At 46.7% G+C, this 17896-nt stretch carries 17 protein-coding genes; 11 read left to right on the plus strand and 6 right to left on the minus strand.

The window, feature by feature from the left end; all coding sequences use genetic code 11:
• Positions 1–50: 50 nt before the first annotated feature.
• Positions 51–512, minus strand: a complete 462-nt coding sequence (gene bcp, locus PV783_RS00935; RefSeq protein ID WP_079471067.1) for a thioredoxin-dependent thiol peroxidase — start codon at positions 510–512, stop codon at positions 51–53.
• A gap of 31 nt (positions 513–543) precedes the next feature.
• Positions 544–2235: a M23 family metallopeptidase gene (locus tag PV783_RS00940; RefSeq protein ID WP_420986886.1), complete on the minus strand. Its 1692-nt coding sequence runs from the start codon at positions 2233–2235 to the stop codon at positions 544–546.
• A 339-nt stretch (positions 2236–2574) separates the two neighbouring features.
• Here PV783_RS00940 and gldA point away from each other — a divergent pair, with 339 nt between their 5' ends.
• The 8 genes from gldA to PV783_RS00980 all read left to right on the plus strand — a co-directional run bounded on the left by gldA (position 2575) and on the right by PV783_RS00980 (position 9565).
• Positions 2575–3501 carry a gliding motility-associated ABC transporter ATP-binding subunit GldA gene (gene gldA / locus PV783_RS00945; protein ID WP_079471069.1) on the plus strand — a complete coding sequence of 309 codons (927 nt, stop codon included), beginning with the start codon at positions 2575–2577 and terminating at the stop codon, positions 3499–3501.
• Between the two features lie 96 nt (positions 3502–3597).
• The gene (gene eno, locus PV783_RS00950) at positions 3598–4887 is read left to right on the plus strand and encodes a phosphopyruvate hydratase (protein ID WP_079471070.1); all 1290 of its coding nucleotides are present in this window, start codon (positions 3598–3600) and stop codon (positions 4885–4887) included.
• A gap of 87 nt (positions 4888–4974) precedes the next feature.
• Positions 4975–5286 carry an FtsB family cell division protein gene (locus PV783_RS00955; protein WP_079471071.1) on the plus strand — a complete coding sequence of 104 codons (312 nt, stop codon included), beginning with the start codon at positions 4975–4977 and terminating at the stop codon, positions 5284–5286.
• Positions 5287–5396: 110 nt separating this feature from the next.
• Positions 5397–5615 (plus strand): hypothetical protein, encoded by a 219-nt coding sequence (locus PV783_RS00960; RefSeq protein WP_079471072.1) that lies wholly within the window; start codon positions 5397–5399, stop codon positions 5613–5615.
• A 39-nt stretch (positions 5616–5654) separates the two neighbouring features.
• Complete coding sequence (nth, locus tag PV783_RS00965; RefSeq protein WP_336388999.1) at positions 5655–6302, plus strand: endonuclease III; 648 nt, start codon at positions 5655–5657, stop codon at positions 6300–6302.
• Position 6303: 1 nt separating this feature from the next.
• Positions 6304–7032, plus strand: a complete 729-nt coding sequence (locus PV783_RS00970) for a YqjF family protein (RefSeq protein WP_420986887.1) — start codon at positions 6304–6306, stop codon at positions 7030–7032.
• A gap of 104 nt (positions 7033–7136) precedes the next feature.
• A complete protein-coding gene (locus tag PV783_RS00975) occupies positions 7137–8354 on the plus strand; it encodes a nucleoside permease (protein ID WP_079471075.1) in 1218 nt (405 codons plus the stop codon).
• Between the two features lie 20 nt (positions 8355–8374).
• The gene (locus PV783_RS00980) at positions 8375–9565 is read left to right on the plus strand and encodes a Gfo/Idh/MocA family protein (RefSeq protein ID WP_420986888.1); all 1191 of its coding nucleotides are present in this window, start codon (positions 8375–8377) and stop codon (positions 9563–9565) included.
• Positions 9566–9623: 58 nt separating this feature from the next.
• Here the strand turns inward: PV783_RS00980 and PV783_RS00985 are convergent, their stop codons facing one another.
• Both PV783_RS00985 and PV783_RS00990 read right to left on the minus strand, forming a co-directional pair.
• Positions 9624–10211 (minus strand): DUF6134 family protein, encoded by a 588-nt coding sequence (locus PV783_RS00985; RefSeq protein WP_420986889.1) that lies wholly within the window; start codon positions 10209–10211, stop codon positions 9624–9626.
• 140 nt (positions 10212–10351) lie between these two features.
• Complete coding sequence (locus PV783_RS00990; RefSeq protein ID WP_079471078.1) at positions 10352–12202, minus strand: 2-oxoacid:acceptor oxidoreductase subunit alpha; 1851 nt, start codon at positions 12200–12202, stop codon at positions 10352–10354.
• A gap of 281 nt (positions 12203–12483) precedes the next feature.
• Here PV783_RS00990 and PV783_RS00995 point away from each other — a divergent pair, with 281 nt between their 5' ends.
• From PV783_RS00995 to PV783_RS01005, 3 genes are all read left to right on the plus strand, one after another.
• On the plus strand, positions 12484–13224 hold the full coding sequence (locus PV783_RS00995; RefSeq protein WP_420986890.1) for a Bax inhibitor-1/YccA family membrane protein: 741 nt from the start codon (positions 12484–12486) through the stop codon (positions 13222–13224).
• A gap of 261 nt (positions 13225–13485) precedes the next feature.
• Complete coding sequence (locus tag PV783_RS01000) at positions 13486–13803, plus strand: carboxypeptidase-like regulatory domain-containing protein (protein ID WP_079471080.1); 318 nt, start codon at positions 13486–13488, stop codon at positions 13801–13803.
• Between the two features lie 184 nt (positions 13804–13987).
• Positions 13988–14734, plus strand: a complete 747-nt coding sequence (locus tag PV783_RS01005) for a head GIN domain-containing protein (RefSeq protein ID WP_420986891.1) — start codon at positions 13988–13990, stop codon at positions 14732–14734.
• 104 nt (positions 14735–14838) lie between these two features.
• Here PV783_RS01005 and PV783_RS01010 read toward each other — a convergent pair whose 3' ends face one another.
• Complete coding sequence (locus PV783_RS01010; protein WP_310009996.1) at positions 14839–16245, minus strand: 2'-5' RNA ligase family protein; 1407 nt, start codon at positions 16243–16245, stop codon at positions 14839–14841.
• Positions 16246–16254: 9 nt separating this feature from the next.
• Positions 16255–17523: a kynureninase gene (kynU, locus tag PV783_RS01015; protein WP_079471082.1), complete on the minus strand. Its 1269-nt coding sequence runs from the start codon at positions 17521–17523 to the stop codon at positions 16255–16257.
• Between the last annotated feature and the right edge of the window lie 373 nt (positions 17524–17896).

Below are 17896 nucleotides of genomic sequence, written 5' to 3' on the forward strand. Positions count from 1 at the left end.
AGAAGGGAGATAGTTTCGCAACTATCTCCCTTCTCTTTTTTAATATCCTCTTACTTCCACAATTCCAGGATCTCTTCTGTATGATTTTTTGTGTCAGGCTTTTTGATGATGTGTGCAATCACACCGCTTTCATCAATGAGGAAAGTAGTACGATGAATACCATCATACGTTTTACCCATCATCTGCTTTTCGCCATACACACCGTACTGGTGTACAATCTTTTTATCTTCATCTGCCAGTAAGGTAAAAGGCAGTTCGTATTTCTCAATAAATTTCTGGTGACTCTGCTCGCTGTCGGTGCTTACACCTACTACCGCATATCCTTTTTTCAGCAGGGTGTCATAGTTGTCCCGCAGGTTACATGCCTGGGCCGTACATCCCGGGGTCATATCTTTCGGATAAAAATACAGCACTACCCGTTTGCCTTTAAAATCAGTCAGGGATACGGTTTTGCCATGCTGATCTTTTCCTTTGAAAACGGGGGCTTTATCGCCTTCTTTTAAGTTTCCCATATTTACGGTTTTAGCTGTTTGAAATGATATCTTAACGTTTGAATGATAATCTGTAGATGCCTTCATTTCCTGCCACATCGGTTACTTTCAATACCAGCATATGCGCTCCCGGCGGACAATGTTCATCAAACGTATAGGTAAGTACGTTACCCCTCCGGGAAAACAACAACCATTTGCCATCCAGTTCTGCACGGTAGCTTTTGATACCGCTGGCATCATTCATGGCAAAAGACAGTTTAGCGGCTTTTGAAAGAACAGCGCCCGGCTTCACGCCCAGTGGCGTTACCTTTGGCGCCACGGTATCCACTTCCAGGTGGAAGTTGCCGAAGTCGCGGAAAGTGCCTTTGTACCAGCCGTTTTCCAGCGTGGTGGCGGAAGTGCTGTTGCTGCCCTGTGCCTCTCTCACCATCACTATTTTCGATTGCAGGTTTTCCGGAACAGCCCGGGTAGCGCGAAGACGTACATCAAAGAAATCGTGTACGGGCACCAGTGCGTTGTGCAGGTGGTACACGTTGGAATATGCTTTGGTGCTTACAGACGCTGTTTCCAGGTAATTGAAACACACCTGGTCGTACAGCGCGGTTTCATCCAGGTAAAACTCCACCTGGTTGTTTTCAAAGATATTGCGTGAATCGGCGTACATGGTATTGGCGCATGCTTTCTGCGCGTCGTCCACGCCTGACTGCTGCAGGGCCAGTTTCACGGTGGAAGTATTGCCGTATGCATCCTTTACCAGCAGCTTTACATTATGCACGGCACCGTCGGACAAGTGGATGGTACCATCGCCTTTCAGATCGTGGTAAATATCCAGTTTATTGCCGGGCAGGGAAAACACCAGCTGGTAGTACGGACCGCCATCTTTTTTTGTTTTATAATCGATGTGTGCATTCAGGTAACGGGTTTCCTCGTAGCCGATGTTATCCAGCTGGAAGTCGATATCCGGTTCATTATTCTGGAACAGGGTCACTTCATAAATGCCGTAGATATTACCGGTGTTCATCCGGTCGATAGCACTTACGCCGATGCCTGCCTGCGCAGCGTTAATTTTAACCACCGGCTGGGTGGTAACATATTCGCCGCCCACTTTTTTTAATGCTACTACGAGCGGCTTTTGTTCATAAATACTTTTTTCACGGTCGTATATCGCCAGGCGGTATACATCCGGGGCTTTGGTATCTGCAATGTCAAAACCAAAGAGCAGTGGGTTCAGTGGTTTTTCTGTTGTGGTATTCCTGATTTCAAAGTGCAGGTGTGGTCCTGCAGATCCGCCTGTGTTACCGCTCCAGGCTACAAAGTCACCTTTTCTTACAGGAAACATGCCGGCGGGGATGGTGAGATCGCTGGCCCAGCTTTCGGCCTGGTATTGCTGCTTCTTCACGTACTGCTGCAGGGCAGGAAAAAAGGCGTTAAGGTGGGCGTAAACCGTCGTATAGCCATTAGGGTGAGTAATGTAAAGTACATTCCCGAAACCGGTATGCGATACGCCGATGCGGCTTACATAACCATCTGCCGCAGCGTGTACCGGCAGATTTTCTTTTTGTTGCGTTTTAATATCCATTCCTGAATGGAAGTGGTTGGGCCGCAGCTCCCCAAAGTTACCGGCCAGTATGATCGGAACATTCAGCGGGTTCCTGAAATAGCCTTGCGGATAGTCCTTTACCGGGATGGATTGCGCCTGTAATAGTTGCGGAAGCAAACAAAGTAGACCGATGACTCTCTTCATAATATGCAAATGTAGGGAAAAGCGGATTTATGCGGATTTTGTCTTATTCAGGATCACACTGATTATGCTGATTACTTTGATTTTATTTTTATTTTCCGGGAGATAGGAAAACAAGGTTCATGCCAGTGGCCGGCAATTTATTTTCGTATGCACGTATACGTATTAAGCATGCCTGTTGAAAAGCCCGGAAATGAGTGCCAGCATATCCGTTATCCATCTCCCTGAAAATAAAAACAAAATCAAAGTAATCAGCATAATCAGCGTGATCCTGAATAAGACAAAATCCGCATAAATCCGCTTTTTTAAGTACATTAGTTCCCGCAAAACGTGCAAGCATACATGTCTATCCAGGTATCAGAACTCAGTAAAGTATACGGCGAACAACGGGCAGTGGATGCTATTTCCTTTGAGTTAAAAAAGGGAGAGATCACTGGTTTCCTGGGGCCCAACGGCGCAGGGAAATCCACTACCATGAAGATGATCACCGGTTTCCTGCCTCCAACGAGCGGGAAGGCCAGTGTGTGTGGTTTTGATATTGTATCGCAATCGCTGGAAGTACGGAAAAGGGTAGGATATCTGCCGGAATCCAATCCCCTGTATTATGATATGTATATCCGGGAGTTCCTGGAGTTTGTGGCGGGCATCCATCAGCTGGGAAAGGCAGGCGCACAGCGGATTACCTCGGTAATTGAGCTAACAGGACTGCAACCTGAGCGGCACAAAAAGATCGGCGCATTATCCAACGGCTATAAACAGCGGGTGGGGCTGGCACAGGCCCTGCTGCATGATCCGGAAGTACTGATCCTGGACGAGCCCACTACCGGGCTGGATCCCAATCAGCTGGCCGATATCAGGCGGCTGATCAAAGAGCTGGGCGCCAACAAAACAGTGATCCTCTCCACGCATATTATGCAGGAAGTAGAGGCGCTGTGCGACCGGGTAATCATCATTAACAAAGGAAAAATCATTGCAGACGATAAATTATCGTTAATCCAGCAAAACAACAGTGGGAATGGTTATTTACAGGTTACCTTTGCGGAGCCGGTAAGCGAAGCCGAATTGATGGCAATTCCCGGCATAAGCCGTGTGGTGGCCAGGGAAGACCATAGCTGGCAGTTATTTACCAGCCAGGTAGATGAGGTGCGAAAAAACCTGTTACAATTTGCTTTGATTAATAACAGGAACATACTTTCTTTGCAGAGCAATTCACAAAGCCTGGAAGCAATATTCCGGGAACTGACATTGACAAAAGCTTCCGGCAACTAACTGTGGCCTTTGGCAACCCGAGAGTGGTGAGGGACTAACAGCTGCAGCAAACGCCAGATGCTAATTAAATAGCTAACAATAATAACTTTTCGAATTATGAGTATTATTTCAGAAATCCATGCCAGGCAGATCCTCGACAGCCGTGGTAATCCTACAATTGAGGTTGATGTAACCACAGAAGACGGACATTTTGGCCGCGCAGCAGTTCCATCCGGTGCTTCTACCGGTAAACACGAAGCAGTAGAACTGCGCGATAATGATAAGGCTGTTTACATGGGCAAAGGCGTACTGCAGGCTGTAAGCAATGTAAATGATATCATCGCTGAAGAACTGATTGGCTGGGAAGTAACGGATCAGGCTGGTATCGATAAAATGCTGATTCAACTTGATGGTACTCCTAATAAAGCTAAACTGGGTGCTAACGCTACCCTGGCAGTGAGCATGGCGGTAGCCAAAGCTGCTGCTGAAGAAAGCAACCAGCCACTGTACCGCTACCTCGGCGGTGTAAACGCTTTCACCCTCCCTATTCCTTTAATGAACATCATCAATGGTGGTGCACATGCGGATAATAAAATCGACTTCCAGGAATTCATGATCGTACCGGTAGGCGCTCCTTCTTTCTCTGAAGGCCTCCGCTGGGGCGTGGAAATTTTCCACCACCTGAAATCCGTACTGAAAAAGAAAGGATACAGCACCAACGTAGGTGACGAAGGCGGCTTTGCTCCTGAAATCCAGAGCAACGAAGAAGCTATCGAAACCGTACTGGAAGCCATCAAAGCAGCCGGTTACGAACCAGGTACCCAGGTAGCTATCGCCCTGGATGCCGCCAGCAGCGAAATGTACGATGACGCTACCAAGAGCTATAAATTCTACAAAAGCTCCCAGAAAGTAATCAGCAGCGACGAAATGGTGGCTTACTGGACTGAATGGGTAAATAAATATCCGATCGTTTCCATCGAAGATGGTATGGCTGAAGACGACTGGGATGGCTGGAAAAAACTGACTGAATCAGTAGGCAACCGCGTACAGCTGGTAGGCGACGATTTGTTCGTAACCAACGTACTCCGCCTGAAAGAAGGTATCGATAAAGGTATCGCTAACAGCATCCTCGTAAAAGTAAACCAGATCGGTACCGTAACAGAAACCATCGATGCGGTGAACATGGCGCACAAAGCCGGTTACACTTCCATCATGAGCCACCGTTCCGGCGAAACTGAAGATACCACCATCGCTGACCTCGCCGTAGCCCTGAACTGCGGTCAGATCAAAACCGGTTCCGCTTCCCGTACCGACCGTATGGCGAAATACAACCAGTTACTCCGTATCGAAGAAGCACTGGGTGAAGTAGCGATCTATCCTACCAACTCTATCAGTGTTAAAAAATAATCCTTCGGGAAAAACTTTTGGATCTCGGATATCCGGCAACATCACCGCCGGATATCTGAAATCCAAAAATGATTTGTAAATTGCTGTATGTCCGGATTAAAATCTATAAAAGTGCCAAAGGTCCTGAAGAATAAGTTCTTCATAGCTTTTGCTGCCTTTATCATCTGGATCGCCTTCCTGGACAAAACCAACCTCATGTACCAGTACCAGTTCCAGTCGGAGGTTAATAAACTCGAAAATCAGAAGGAATTCTTTATCCAGGAAATCAAACAAACCCGCGAAGAGCAGCAGGAACTGCTTTCCAGCCCGGAAAAACTGGAGAAATTTGCCCGCGAAAAATATTATATGAAGAAAGATAATGAAGACCTGTTCATTATCACCCCTGCCCCCGCTCAATAGCTCTTCCTTTCCCCCTTGTGCATCTTAAAAATTTATCTTAAATTAACAATAGATTCCGGGCAAAATCCGTTATAAAAGAGAACCTATTATTAGTATTAAAATAATAATGCATGAGTAATTTTACACTTTCTGTACTTTCAACCCTGTGTCTTGTTACCAAAAGCGATATCAAACATCACCAGGAGGATCTTTCTTTAACCCGGGAAGAACAAGCCAGCTTTGACGACACCAAAGCAGCCCTGAACACTGTACGTTATGCGCCAAGAGTGGCCACCCTCCAGCTGATTTTCGACTATGCCGCCAATAAACAAAAAGCGGAAGAGCAGTAACAACGACCATACTTTTTTCATTTTTCCTATCTTTATGGCATGACTCAAAAAGAGCGTTATGCATTTGTTCTCAAATACTTTGAGACACATGCTCCCAATGCCGAAACGGAACTCATCTACGACAATCCTTACCAACTGCTGGTAGCCGTTATCCTGTCTGCACAATGCACCGATAAAAGGGTGAACATGACCACCCCTGCTATCTTTGCGCAGTACCCGGACGTATATGCCCTCAGCACCGCCACCTTCGACGACCTGTTCCCGCTCATCCGGAGCATCAGCTATCCCAACAATAAAACCAAACACCTCATCGGGATGGCGCAAATGGTGGTGGAAGACTTTAACGGGGAAATACCCGCTACCGTACCGGAACTGATAAAACTGCCCGGCGTAGGCCGTAAAACAGCCAATGTAATCACTTCCGTAGTACATCAGCAACCCAACATGGCAGTAGATACGCATGTATTCAGGGTATCCGCCAGGATAGGACTCACCGTCAACGCCAAAACACCACTGCAAACCGAACTGCAGCTGCTGAAAAATATTCCGGAAGAAAAAGTACACATCGCCCATCACTGGCTCATTTTGCATGGCCGCTACATTTGCGTGGCCCGCAGCCCTAAATGCGGCGAATGCGGACTAAGACCCGCCTGTAAGTATTATGCAAAACTGGTAAAGGCAAGCTGATATGCGCCCATTCCTCACCGCCGCCTGGAGAAACCTGCTGATGATCAACTTTGAAGCAGATCCCGCTGTACTCAACGCTTATGTACCGGCTCATACAGAACTGGACACCTGGAACAATACCACCTACATAAGCCTCGTGGGCTTTCTCTTCCAGGACACGCGGGTGAAAGGATTGGCCTTTCCCGGCCACCGTACTTTTGAGGAAGTGAACCTCCGCTTTTATGTGCGGTACAAACAGGCCGGTGAATGGAAACGCGGGGTAGTATTTGTAAAAGAACTGGTGCCCAAAGCACTCATCACCTTTGTAGCCAATACACTGTACGGGGAAAAGTATGCCACGCACATCATGACCCACTCCTGGGAAAACCCGGATGCAGCCACGCTGAAAGTAGCTTACCGCTGGAAAGTGAAAAACGAATGGAATCATTTATCGGCCACTGCTCTGCAGGCAAGTCAGCCTATTGTTGCAGGCAGTGAGGAACAATTTATCACGGACCACTACTGGGGCTATACCCGGCTTGATCACCAAACCACCGGCGAATACCAGGTAACTCATCCGCAATGGGAAATTCATCCGGTCACCGGATTTGATTATCATTGCAGTACCCGGATACTATACGGCGCCGCGTTTGAAAACATGCTGCAACAGGCGCCTAAAAGTGCTTTACTGGCGGCCGGTTCCGGTATTTCGGTAATGCCCGGTAAAAAGATCAGAAACAATACTCTATGAACCGCAGGAGTTTCTGTTATCCATCAATAATTTCATGCTGCAATTATGGAATTTTATTATCTTAAGCGGTTCATCAAGATTCAATCAATAAAGCATTAGTCGTTATGAGATCAGCTGTTAGGGTACAACTATCATTTATGATGTTCCTGGAATTTTTTATCTGGGGCGCATGGTTTGTGACATTAGGAACATTCGTATTAAAAAATCTGCAGGGCGCCACCGATACCCAGGTGGGTTATGCCTTCCTTACACAATCTATCGGTGCAGTGATAGCGCCTTTTATTGTAGGCATTATTGCCGACCGGTTTATTTCCGCACAGGTCATCCTCGGAGTGATACACCTCGCTGGCGCAGCGCTGCTATGGACCTGCTCGGGCATGACCAGCTACGACAGCTTCTATCCCGTGTTGCTGGTTTATATGATCCTTTACATGCCCACGCTGGCACTGGTGAACTCTATCTCCTTCCGGCAGATGAGCGACCCAAGTAAAGAGTTTTCTTTTATCCGTGTATTCGGCACCGTAGGATGGATCATCGCCGGCTTACTCATCGGGTGGCTGCAGTGGGAAAAAACCAACTCGCTGGACCTTACCTTTAAAATGGCTGCAGGCGCTTCCCTCCTGCTGGGATTGTTCAGCTTTACCCTGCCTAAAACACCACCGGCAAAAAAAGGCACCCAGATCTCTGTAAAAGAAATCCTCGGCCTGGATGCCATCCGGATGCTGAAAAACCGCTCTTACCTGCTGTTCTTCCTGGCGTCTATTGCTATCTGTATTCCACTGGCATTTTACTATAATTTCACCAATCCATTCCTGAATGAAATAGGCATGAACGCCGCTGCCGGCAAGCAATCTATGGGACAGATGTCGGAGTTCCTGTTCATGCTGGTAATGCCGTTGTTCTTCGCCAGGTTAGGTGTGAAAAAGATGCTGGCATTAGGTATGCTCGCCTGGGTAGTACGCTACGCCCTGTTCTCTTTCGGCGACATCGACGCCAACTACTGGATGCTGATTGTAGGGATCATCTTACACGGTATCTGTTATGATTTCTTCTTTGTAACCGGGCAGATCTACACCGATAAAATTGCAGGTGAAGAATTCAAAAGCTCTGCACAGGGTTTTGTAACACTGGCTACTTATGGCGTGGGAATGTTAATTGGTTTTATCATCTCCGGGCCTATTGTAGACGCCTATAAAACAGGCGCCAACAGCCACAACTGGCATACCATCTGGCTGATTCCTGCGGGTATTGCTGCAGTAGTATTAGTACTGTTCATGTTGTTTTTCAGAGATAGCAATAAGAATACGGTTGTTAAACATTAATCATCGGCAAAACGATTATTATGGCAAAAATAGCAATGCTTGGTTCAGGTTTTATTGCGCGGTTCTATGCCGATTCCCTGCAGGGACAGCGTAGCCGCGATAAAATTGTAAGTGTATATTCCCGCCGGGAAGAAAGCGCGCAAAAATTCGCCACAGATTATGATGTTGCTTTTCAAACCACGGAAATGGAAGCTGCCATTGCCCGTCCGGAAGTAGACATAGTTTGTGTATCTCTTCCCAATAACCTGCATGAAGCGGCGGTTAGTCTTTGTTGCAAACACAAAAAAGCAGTGATCTGCACCAAGCCGCTGGGACGTAATGCGCAGGAAGCAAAGCGGATGCTGGAAGCAGTAGAAAAAGCGGGCATCTTCCACGGTTATCTCGAAGACCTGGTGTATACTCCCAAATTCCTGAAAGCGCTGCAAAGCGTGAAAGACGGCGCCCTGGGAAGGATTCTCTGGGCCAAGTCCAGGGAAACGCATCCCGGCCCCCACAGCGAATGGTTCTGGGATAAAGAACAGGCAGGCGGCGGCTGCATCCTGGATCTGGGCTGCCACTGCGTGGAAATTGGCCGCAACTTTATCGGGAAGGATATTAAACCGGTAGAAGTGATGTGCTGGGCAGATACACAGGTAAAACCTATTGATGCAGAAGATCATGCTATTGGCCTGGTGAAATATGAAAACGGCGCCATCGGCCAGTTTGAAGTAAGCTGGACTTTCCGCGGCGGCCTCGATCTGCGCGATGAAGTAATGGGTACCGAAGGAACCATCTGGCTCAACAGCTTCCTGCGTACCGGCTTTGATATGTTTACTACCGGCAAAGGCGCTGATTATGTGGCAGAGAAAGCTGAAAGCAATTCCGGCTGGCTGTTTCCCGTAGGCGATGAACTGAATGAACTGGGTTATAATCACATGTTCACCAATATGTTTGATGCAATGGAAGCCGGTAAGGAAGCCAATGAAACATTTTACGACGGCTATGTGGTAAACGCTATTCTCGATGCTGCTTATAAAAGTGCAGCCACCAAACAGTGGGAACCAGTGCAACTGGAAATATGGCGCGGACAGGAAGGGCTTACCAAAGCAAAAACCTTAACGGAGTACAACGACCAATATTACCTGGTAAAAGAAGAGATGACGCATTTCGGGGCGAAGAAGCTGATCCTGAAAGATAAAGCGAGCGGTCAGATCATTGAACAGGTATTGTAATTTTTATGATAGATGTGATTGTCCTGGTAAGCTATCAGGATAATCACATCCTTCGCAGTTAGCTTATTTTTACAAACAAGGCTTTGCCCAGTGTATGATTTACTTCTACCTGTTTTAAGATACCGTTTTCATATTTGAATACATTCTTTTTTCCCTCCGGCAATATAAGCTCATACACGCCCCCTCCCAGCGATTTCACAGGCAGGAAACGGCCCAGCGTTTCAGAAAACACACGGTTCAGTTGCCGGGGTTCCATAAAATAAAGATCCGCCACACACTCTTCTATTTCCGTATCTATTACTGATTTTGCGCCGTTAACTATTATCGTATATTCCTTACCGTTACGATGGATAGTAGTCTGTTTATCTTCGCCTGATTTACCGGATACCCGTGAAACCTTTGCAGTGGTGAGTACATTATTGCTGTATTCATTCGCAATGTCGCTGTTGATCTTCGATAACATGATCTGGATCCGTGTTTTGATAATGATGCTTTTGGCGTTTCCGGCGAGCTTGCGGTTAGCTTCAATGGTCCCTACTGCGTGATTGGCAATACGCACTTCGAAAGTATTGGTTTGGGCTTTTGCCTGTAAAAACAATACAGCTACTGTGAAGGTGATAAACAATAACCTAAAAAGACTATTCATAATAGTTGACTTAAACTAACAATATTTTCCCGGGGAAGTAGTAGCTGTAAGTGTTCCTCCCATCAAGGAAAATACAAAAAATCCTGCCACTACGGACAGGATTTTTTATTGTGTACTTTAAAATAATATACGGCAGTAGCTTATGCCAGCATTTCCCTGATCTTTGTGATCAGTTCACCTTTGGTAATAGGTACGCCCATAATTTTATGATAGCCCTGTGCATCAATCAGGAACTGATCACGGATAATTTTGATCAGCTGGCCGTTATTGATTTCAGGAATCAGCACTTTATCATAGCTGTGCAGTATTTCGCCCAGGTTTTTGGGGAAAGGACGGATGTAGCGGATATGTGCATGCGCTACTTCATGTCCTTCTGCCAGCAGGTCCAGCACAGCGCTTTTGATGGCGCCATAGGTGGAGCCCCAGCCCAGTACCAGGATCTTTCCTTTTTCCGGACCGAGTTCTATTTTCTGCAACGGAATATGATCCGCAATCTTATCTACCTTTTCCTGGCGGATTTTCACCATCAGCTGGTGGTTTTCCGGATCGTAGCTCACGTTACCGGTGATGTTCTGTTTCTCCAGGCCGCCAATACGGTGTTCCAGGCCAGGTGTGCCGGGTACTGCCCAGGGGCGCACCAGGTTTTCATCACGGTGATAAGGCAGGAATTGTTCCTCTCCTTCTTCCAGTCCCTTCTTGAATTTCACTTCAATTGCGGGCAGGTCCGCAGCCTTAGGGAAGCGCCATGGTTCAGAACCATTGGCGATGTAGCCATCACTGAGGAAAATAACCGGGGTCATGTGCTTTACAGAGATCCGGAAGGCTTCAAATACTGCTTCGAAGCAGTCTGCCGGTGTGGATGCAGAAACAATCGGCATCGGGCACTCTCCGTTACGGCCATAATATGCCTGTAACAGGTCGGACTGTTCCGTTTTGGTAGGCAACCCGGTAGAAGGGCCGCCACGTTGAATATCAACGATCATTAAAGGTATTTCCAGCATTACTGCCAGTCCCATTGCCTCACCTTTCAGTGCCATACCGGGGCCGGAGGTAGTAGTAACGCCCATATGACCGCCATAGGAAGCGCCAATAGCGGAGGTGATCCCCGCAATTTCGTCTTCCGCCTGGAAGGTACGGATACCAAAATTCTTGAAGCGGCTCAGTTCATGCAGGATGTCGGAAGCCGGCGTAATCGGGTAAGTACCGAGAAACAGGGGCAGGTTTGCTTTCTGAGATGCTGCCACCAGGCCATAAGCCAGGGCGGTGTTACCGGTAATACTGCGGTAAGTACCTGGTTCCATCCGGGCTTTTTCCACACGATAGCGGGTAGTAAAGGCTTCTACGGTATCAGCAAAGTTGTAGCCGGCATGCAGTACTTTCAGGTTACTGTCCAGGATATCCGGTTTTTTGCCGAATTTCTCTTTCAGGAACACTTCTGTATTTTCCATGTTACGGTCGTACAGCCAGTAGAGGAATCCCAGCACAAACATGTTTTTTGCACGGTCTTTTTCTTTCATACCCAGGGTAGTATCCTTCAGCGCTTCGCGCGTCATTTTGGTTACATCCATTGTATGCAGCTGATATGGCGCCAGGGAACCATCTTCCAGTGGATTTACGCCTTCCGGGTAATTGGCGAGGCGAAGGTTTTTAGCATCAAAACCATCGGTATTGGCGAGGATAATGCCGCCTTTTTTAAGTCCTTTCAGGTTAGCCTTCAATGCTGCCGCGTTCATCACTACCAGCACATCGCAGGCGTCGCCCGGGGTGAATATTCTGTTAGAAGAAAAGTGTAGCTGGAAACCGCTCACGCCTGGTAATGTACCTATCGGGGCACGGATCTCCGCCGGAAAATCCGGGAATGTGCTCAGGTCATTACCGAATAATGCGGTATTGTTTGAAAACTGGGTACCTGTTAACTGCATCCCGTCTCCACTGTCGCCTGCAAATTTTATCACTACATCCTCCAGCTGTTGAATCGAAGTATTAGGCATCTATTTATTCTTTTTAAGATATTCTTTTTAAAGATGTAAATTTAGGTAATCGGGAGGTAGGAACCCACAGCCCTGCAATATTATTCCCGATCCGATTACAAAAGTACACAACTTTAGTAGACTATTCTTACCGGAATAAAGCATTCCCATTACTTATAGTTATGGCTGATAACGGGAAGTTATGGTTATAGAAATGCTAATTTTGCCCTTTTTCAGTGGTATAACTGTCCCTGATATCAAATCAAATCGTATTTTTAACCCATAAATTTAAACTATACTTTATGGCACTCTTTCAATCGAACAACCCTGTACTGAAGCAAAGTGTATTTGATAAAGCGCCTCACATCGCAGGGGAGACCATGACCATCCGTGGAACCGTTAACAAAATGTCTTTTATGCTCCTGCTGTTAATGGCGGCTGCAGTTTTTTCCTGGGGAGAATTTTACAGAAATAGCGGCAGCGTAATGCCATTGGCATTTGGTGGCGCCATCGGTGGATTTATACTGGCATTGGTAATTATTTTCAAAAAAGAATGGTCGGCTTACCTGGCCCCCGCATACGCGATAGCAGAAGGTTTATTCCTGGGTGCTATTTCCGCCATGTTTGAGGCCAAATGGCCTGGCATTGTGATGCAATCCGTAGGTTTAACCTTTGGTACTTTCATTGCCATGCTGATCCTCTATCGCACAGGGGTGATCCGGGCAACGGAGCGTTTTAAATCAATTGTGATGACTGCTACCCTGGGTATCGGTATCTTTTACCTGATTGCCATTGTACTGCGCATGTTTAATATTGAAATGCCGCTGATTCACAGCAGTGGTACCTTTGGAATCATATTTTCCCTGGTGGTGGTAGCTATTGCGGCCCTGAACCTGATCATGGATTTCGATATGATAGAACAGGGAGCTTTACAGGGCGCGCCTAAATACTTTGAGTGGTATGCCTCCTTTGGTCTGATGGTGACACTGGTATGGTTATACCTGGAAATACTGCGCCTCATGAGCAAGTTAAACAGAAGATAAGTATTACAGATACAAACGTCTTAGAAAGGCCGCCACAGCGTATGTGGCGGCCTTTCTTTTTAAATATATGTTCCATCGTTTTTGTTAATGTCTTCCAAAAGATATGTTAAATGGCAAGGCTTCAAAACAGTATGGCATCGTAATTGCAAAATCGGGCTATAACAACAAGTTCTTTTACATCTTAAAACAGTAATAAAAAAAATGCTAACACCTTTACTTACCATGTAACCTTTATTGTTAAACCGTTTAAAATTGTAAGCTATGAAGAAGATAAAAGTAAGCATGTTAGCACTTGCAGCTGTGGCGATTGGAGCCTTCGCATTTAAGGGCGTTGATGGTGGATCCATAGCAGGTAAAGTAACACCGGCAGATGGGGCTACTGAAGCCTGGGCCATTCAGGGAACAGATACATTAAAATCGCCCGTTACTGATGGCGCGTTTAGTTTTCAGGCAGCGAAGGCTGGTGCATATACGGTTATAGTAGGAGCGAAAGCGCCGTATAAGCCTGCAACTGTTACAGATGTTAAAGTGGAGGATGGAAAATCCACCGATTTAGGAGAAATTAAATTAGCACATTAAACAAGAGCAATAGTTTGTTTTCATAGGGGTTAATCAAAAAGCCGGTTCCGTACGTCTGTACGGCCGGCTTCTTTCATTTATAGCCTCCCTGCCTTCCCAAAAAACTATCTTTTTTCACCCCATAGGGGTAAGTGTTTCTCTAAACGTCATTTCTTTAAGCACCCCTTTTTTTAAAATGATGTTTATGAAAAAGCAGTTTATTATAACGTATACAAGTTTGAGTATTGGATGGCTGCTGCTGATGATTGCCATCTTTAGCATTATTTTATCCGGCTGTACCAAAGAAAACATTTCAGGCTCCGGTAATGTGGTAACGGAAACCCGCACCACAGACCCTTTTACGGATGTGGACATATCAGGACCATTTGAGGTACACCTGTTACAGGAAAACAATGCGAAGGTGGAAATAAAAGCGGAAGACAATATTATAGGCGTGATAGAAACAGGCATGCGCAGCAACACTTTATTCGTCCGGGTAAAAAACGGGGTCAATATCCGGCATCATCAGCCCATGAAAGTATATGTTCACAATCCTCTTTTTCAACGGGTAAAGTTTGATGGTTCGGGATCCTTAGATAATCAGGATACCATACATACTTCCTTATTTAAGTATGAACTAAACGGCAGTGCCGATGCGGCGCTTATACTGGATGCCGCCAATCTTAACACTACTATTAACGGTTCGGGCAACATTAACATGCGTGGATTTGCCGGCTCGCTGAACAGCGATATTAACGGCAGCGGCAACATTGCCGCAATGAACCTGGAAGTGCAAAATGCCAGTATTACTATCCGTGGTTCCGGCGGGCATGGCGTGTATGTAAGGAAAAACCTTGACGCCAGGATCTATGGCAGCGGAAATATTGTTTATACCGGTGAAGCGAAAGTGGTAGCGGAGGTAAAGGGTTCCGGTAAGGTAGTAAAGCAGTAATGATGTAAACTTCGTATATCCTACACTGTTATACTGTCTGTGTTTAAAATGAAAAGGCCCCTGCACTTGCAGGGGCCTTTTATTATTTTAAAGATGGGCATTTATCAGGCGCCACCTAATTTGCATTTCTGCAGCACTTCCCATGATTTACCGTTGTGACGGAGGAAGTAGAGGTTGTTTACTTTAAAAGTAGCCTCGTATTCCTTGTTCTCATATTCAGGCCATGCTTTGTTGAACTGATCATCTTCCAGGTCTTTAAATGCCACGGTAACGTGTGGGGTAAATCCTGTACGTGCCAGCATGGTGCTGAAGCCAAATTCCTTACGCAGGAAGTTGATCAGCTGACGGTGCATAGCAGACATGGTTTCACTTTTTTCCACGTTGATGAACAGTACACGGTTCTGTTTATTCGGGAAAGTACCGAAGCCTTTCAGGGAAACTTCGAAAGGCGCCTGTGTTTTGGCAAATTCCGTCAGTTCATCACAGAAAGCTTTTTCCAATGCCGGATCAGCAGTGAAAGGTACCTGCAGGGTAATATGTGGCAACACTTTCAGTGCGTACATAGGACCGTATTGTTCTGCAAATTCCTGTTTGATCTTTATAATTTCTTTACCTACTTCTGCAGTTGGCAGCAGTGCGATAAAGTATATTTTGTTATCTGGTTTTGGCTCAAAGCGTTGAGGTCTTCCACCTTGTCTTGGAGCGCCGCCGCCACGGTATCCACCGCCGCCGCCACCGCCGCGATTGTAACCACCGCCACCGCCGCCGCGATCGTAACCACCGCCGCCACCGCCGCGATTGTAACCACCGCCGCCACCGCCGCGATCGTAACCACCGCCGCCACCGCCGCGATTGTAACCACCACCGCCGCCGCCACGGTCGTATCCACCACCGCCGCTTCCGCCGCGATCGTATCCACCGCCGCCACCGCCGCGATTGTAACCACCGCCGCCACCGCCACGGTCGTATCCACCACCGCCGCTTCCGCCGCGATCGTATCCACCACCGCCACTGCCGCCGCCGTAGCCACCACCACCACGGTTGTAGCCTCCGCCACCGCCGCCGCGATCGTATCCACCGCCGCCACTGCCGCCGCCATAGCCACCACCACCGCGGTTGTATCCACCACCGCCGCTTCCGCCGCGATCGTATCCACCACCACCGTTGTAGCCGCCACCTGCGCCATCACGGTTGTAATTGCTGCCACCACCATCTCGGTTGTAGCCACCACCACTGCCGCCATCACGGTTGTAACCACCACTTCCGCCTTCACGGTTGTAGCCGCCACCTGTGCCGCCATCACGATTGTAGTCTGTGCGCGGACGATATCCGCCTTCTCGATTGTAACCAGTGCGCCCTTCTGAGCCACCACTGTTGTAGTCGGGTTTGCCGCCTTCCCGCTCGTTATTTAAATTGGGTTTGTCATCGCCTTTCTCCTTATTGGGATCATTCTCTTTGTTGGTATCAGAAGAATAAGGCCTGCGGGGGCGTTCGTTTCTCTCAAAAGTCATCTTACTTAATTAAGCGTTTGAAGCAATATTAGCTATGATTTCATAAAAATGAAATACGTCCTGATAGGAGTTATATAAGGGTGCCGGTGATACCCTGATAACTCCGGGCTCTCTCCAGTCAACGATTATACCGGCATCGGTCATCCGTTGATGTATCTCTTTACCTTTGTCTAGGAACAACAAAGATAACTGAGCGCCGCGTTCATTACAATTTTTCGGTGTTATAATCTGGAAATTTATGCCTTTTAACTGTTGCAAAAGAAATTCAAGATAATTGGTCATTCCTTCACTTTTGATACGTAAAGCGCCGATACCGGCCGCTTCAAATAATTCCAGGGATGCTTTCAGGCTAACCATATTAAACACCTGAGCGGTGCTCTGTTGCCATCCTTCAGCTTCTTTTTTAGGCACAAACCCTTTTTCCATTTTAAAACGTGCACTCTCTTCATTGCCCCACCAGCCACCTAGTCTAAGAAAATTACGGTTGCTGGCGTGTTTCTCATGCACAAATGCGCCTCCTACTGCGCCGGGACCACCATTCAGGTACTTATATGAGCACCAAACGGCAAAATCTACTTCCCAATTGTGCAATTCTACCGGTATATTTCCTGCTACGTGTGCCAGGTCGAAACCTGCGTAAGCGCCGGCCTTATGCGCAGCTGCTGTTATAGCGGGTATATCAAAAAACTGTCCGGTATAATAGTTTATACCTCCAAACAAAACCAATGCTAAGCTATCACTTTCTGTGTTAATAATCTCTAAAATATCTTCCAATCTTATCAAATGTTCTCCGGGTCGCGGGGAAACTTCTATGATGGCACTTTCCGGATCGTAGCCGTGGAACTTTACCTGGGTTTCAACTGCGTACTGATCGCTCGGAAAAGCTCCTGCTTCCATTAACACTTTAAACCGCTGTTTGTTTGGCCGGTAAAAACTAAGCATCATCAAATGCAGATTCACCGTCAGCGTATTCATCACCGTCAGCTCCTGCTGACTCGCACCCAAAATCGCCGTTAAAGGCTTACTGCAATACTGCTGATAATATAACCATGGATTCTTAGCCTCCCAATACCCCTCTACCGCACATTGCTGCCAATCCGCCAACTCCTGTTCTATCGCCGATTTCACATTCTTTGACTGTAATCCGAGCGAGTTGCCACATAAATAAATAGCATCCTTTCCGTTACGTTGTGGAAAATAAAACTGGTCTCTGAATTTGTTTAAGGGATCCTGTTGGTCCTTCTCCTTAGCAAACGCTAATGATGCTACATACTCCATGGTCTTCCAATCTTTCGCCTTAGTATTCTTTTAATGGCGGTGCTGCTATTGTCAAGAAAGCTGTGCTGATTATCTTATTTCTCTACTTACTGATTATTACAGGCTAAATGCCCTAACTGTTCAAAACAGGCGTCTCTTATTATATATTATTTCTTATTTTATCATATGGCATATAAGGCTAAGGCTGTATATGGCTAGTAACGTGTCAACAACTGTCTGAGGGGTCAAAAGTAATAAAGGCTTTCCAAATGCCACTCATTCCAAATGTTAAAATTTGTTAATGAAAGAAAAAAAGTCCTTCCGGCCGTAATATACGAAAAAAATCCGTCCCGAAGAATCGGGACGGAGACTGTTAACCTACAACTGTTACACT

This window comes from Chitinophaga sp. CC14, from assembly GCF_048957795.1.
In the GTDB taxonomy this organism is placed as follows: Bacteria; Bacteroidota; Bacteroidia; order Chitinophagales; family Chitinophagaceae; genus Chitinophaga; species Chitinophaga ginsengisegetis.

Coding starts and splice junctions, on each gene's coding strand:
- PV783_RS00940 (WP_420986886.1), bottom strand. CDS start 2,235: ATGAAGAGAGTCATCGGTCTACTTTGTTTGCTTCCGCAACTATTACAG.
- PV783_RS00960 (WP_079471072.1), top strand. CDS start 5,397: ATGAGTAATTTTACACTTTCTGTACTTTCAACCCTGTGTCTTGTTACC.
- PV783_RS00955 (WP_079471071.1), top strand. CDS start 4,975: ATGTCCGGATTAAAATCTATAAAAGTGCCAAAGGTCCTGAAGAATAAG.
- gldA (WP_079471069.1), top strand. CDS start 2,575: ATGTCTATCCAGGTATCAGAACTCAGTAAAGTATACGGCGAACAACGG.
- eno (WP_079471070.1), top strand. CDS start 3,598: ATGAGTATTATTTCAGAAATCCATGCCAGGCAGATCCTCGACAGCCGT.
- PV783_RS00980 (WP_420986888.1), top strand. CDS start 8,375: ATGGCAAAAATAGCAATGCTTGGTTCAGGTTTTATTGCGCGGTTCTAT.
- PV783_RS01005 (WP_420986891.1), top strand. CDS start 13,988: ATGAAAAAGCAGTTTATTATAACGTATACAAGTTTGAGTATTGGATGG.
- PV783_RS00990 (WP_079471078.1), bottom strand. CDS start 12,202: ATGCCTAATACTTCGATTCAACAGCTGGAGGATGTAGTGATAAAATTT.
- kynU (WP_079471082.1), bottom strand. CDS start 17,523: ATGGAGTATGTAGCATCATTAGCGTTTGCTAAGGAGAAGGACCAACAG.
- PV783_RS01000 (WP_079471080.1), top strand. CDS start 13,486: ATGAAGAAGATAAAAGTAAGCATGTTAGCACTTGCAGCTGTGGCGATT.
- PV783_RS01010 (WP_310009996.1), bottom strand. CDS start 16,245: ATGACTTTTGAGAGAAACGAACGCCCCCGCAGGCCTTATTCTTCTGAT.
- nth (WP_336388999.1), top strand. CDS start 5,655: ATGACTCAAAAAGAGCGTTATGCATTTGTTCTCAAATACTTTGAGACA.
- PV783_RS00995 (WP_420986890.1), top strand. CDS start 12,484: ATGGCACTCTTTCAATCGAACAACCCTGTACTGAAGCAAAGTGTATTT.
- bcp (WP_079471067.1), bottom strand. CDS start 512: ATGGGAAACTTAAAAGAAGGCGATAAAGCCCCCGTTTTCAAAGGAAAA.
- PV783_RS00970 (WP_420986887.1), top strand. CDS start 6,304: ATGCGCCCATTCCTCACCGCCGCCTGGAGAAACCTGCTGATGATCAAC.
- PV783_RS00985 (WP_420986889.1), bottom strand. CDS start 10,211: ATGAATAGTCTTTTTAGGTTATTGTTTATCACCTTCACAGTAGCTGTA.
- PV783_RS00975 (WP_079471075.1), top strand. CDS start 7,137: ATGAGATCAGCTGTTAGGGTACAACTATCATTTATGATGTTCCTGGAA.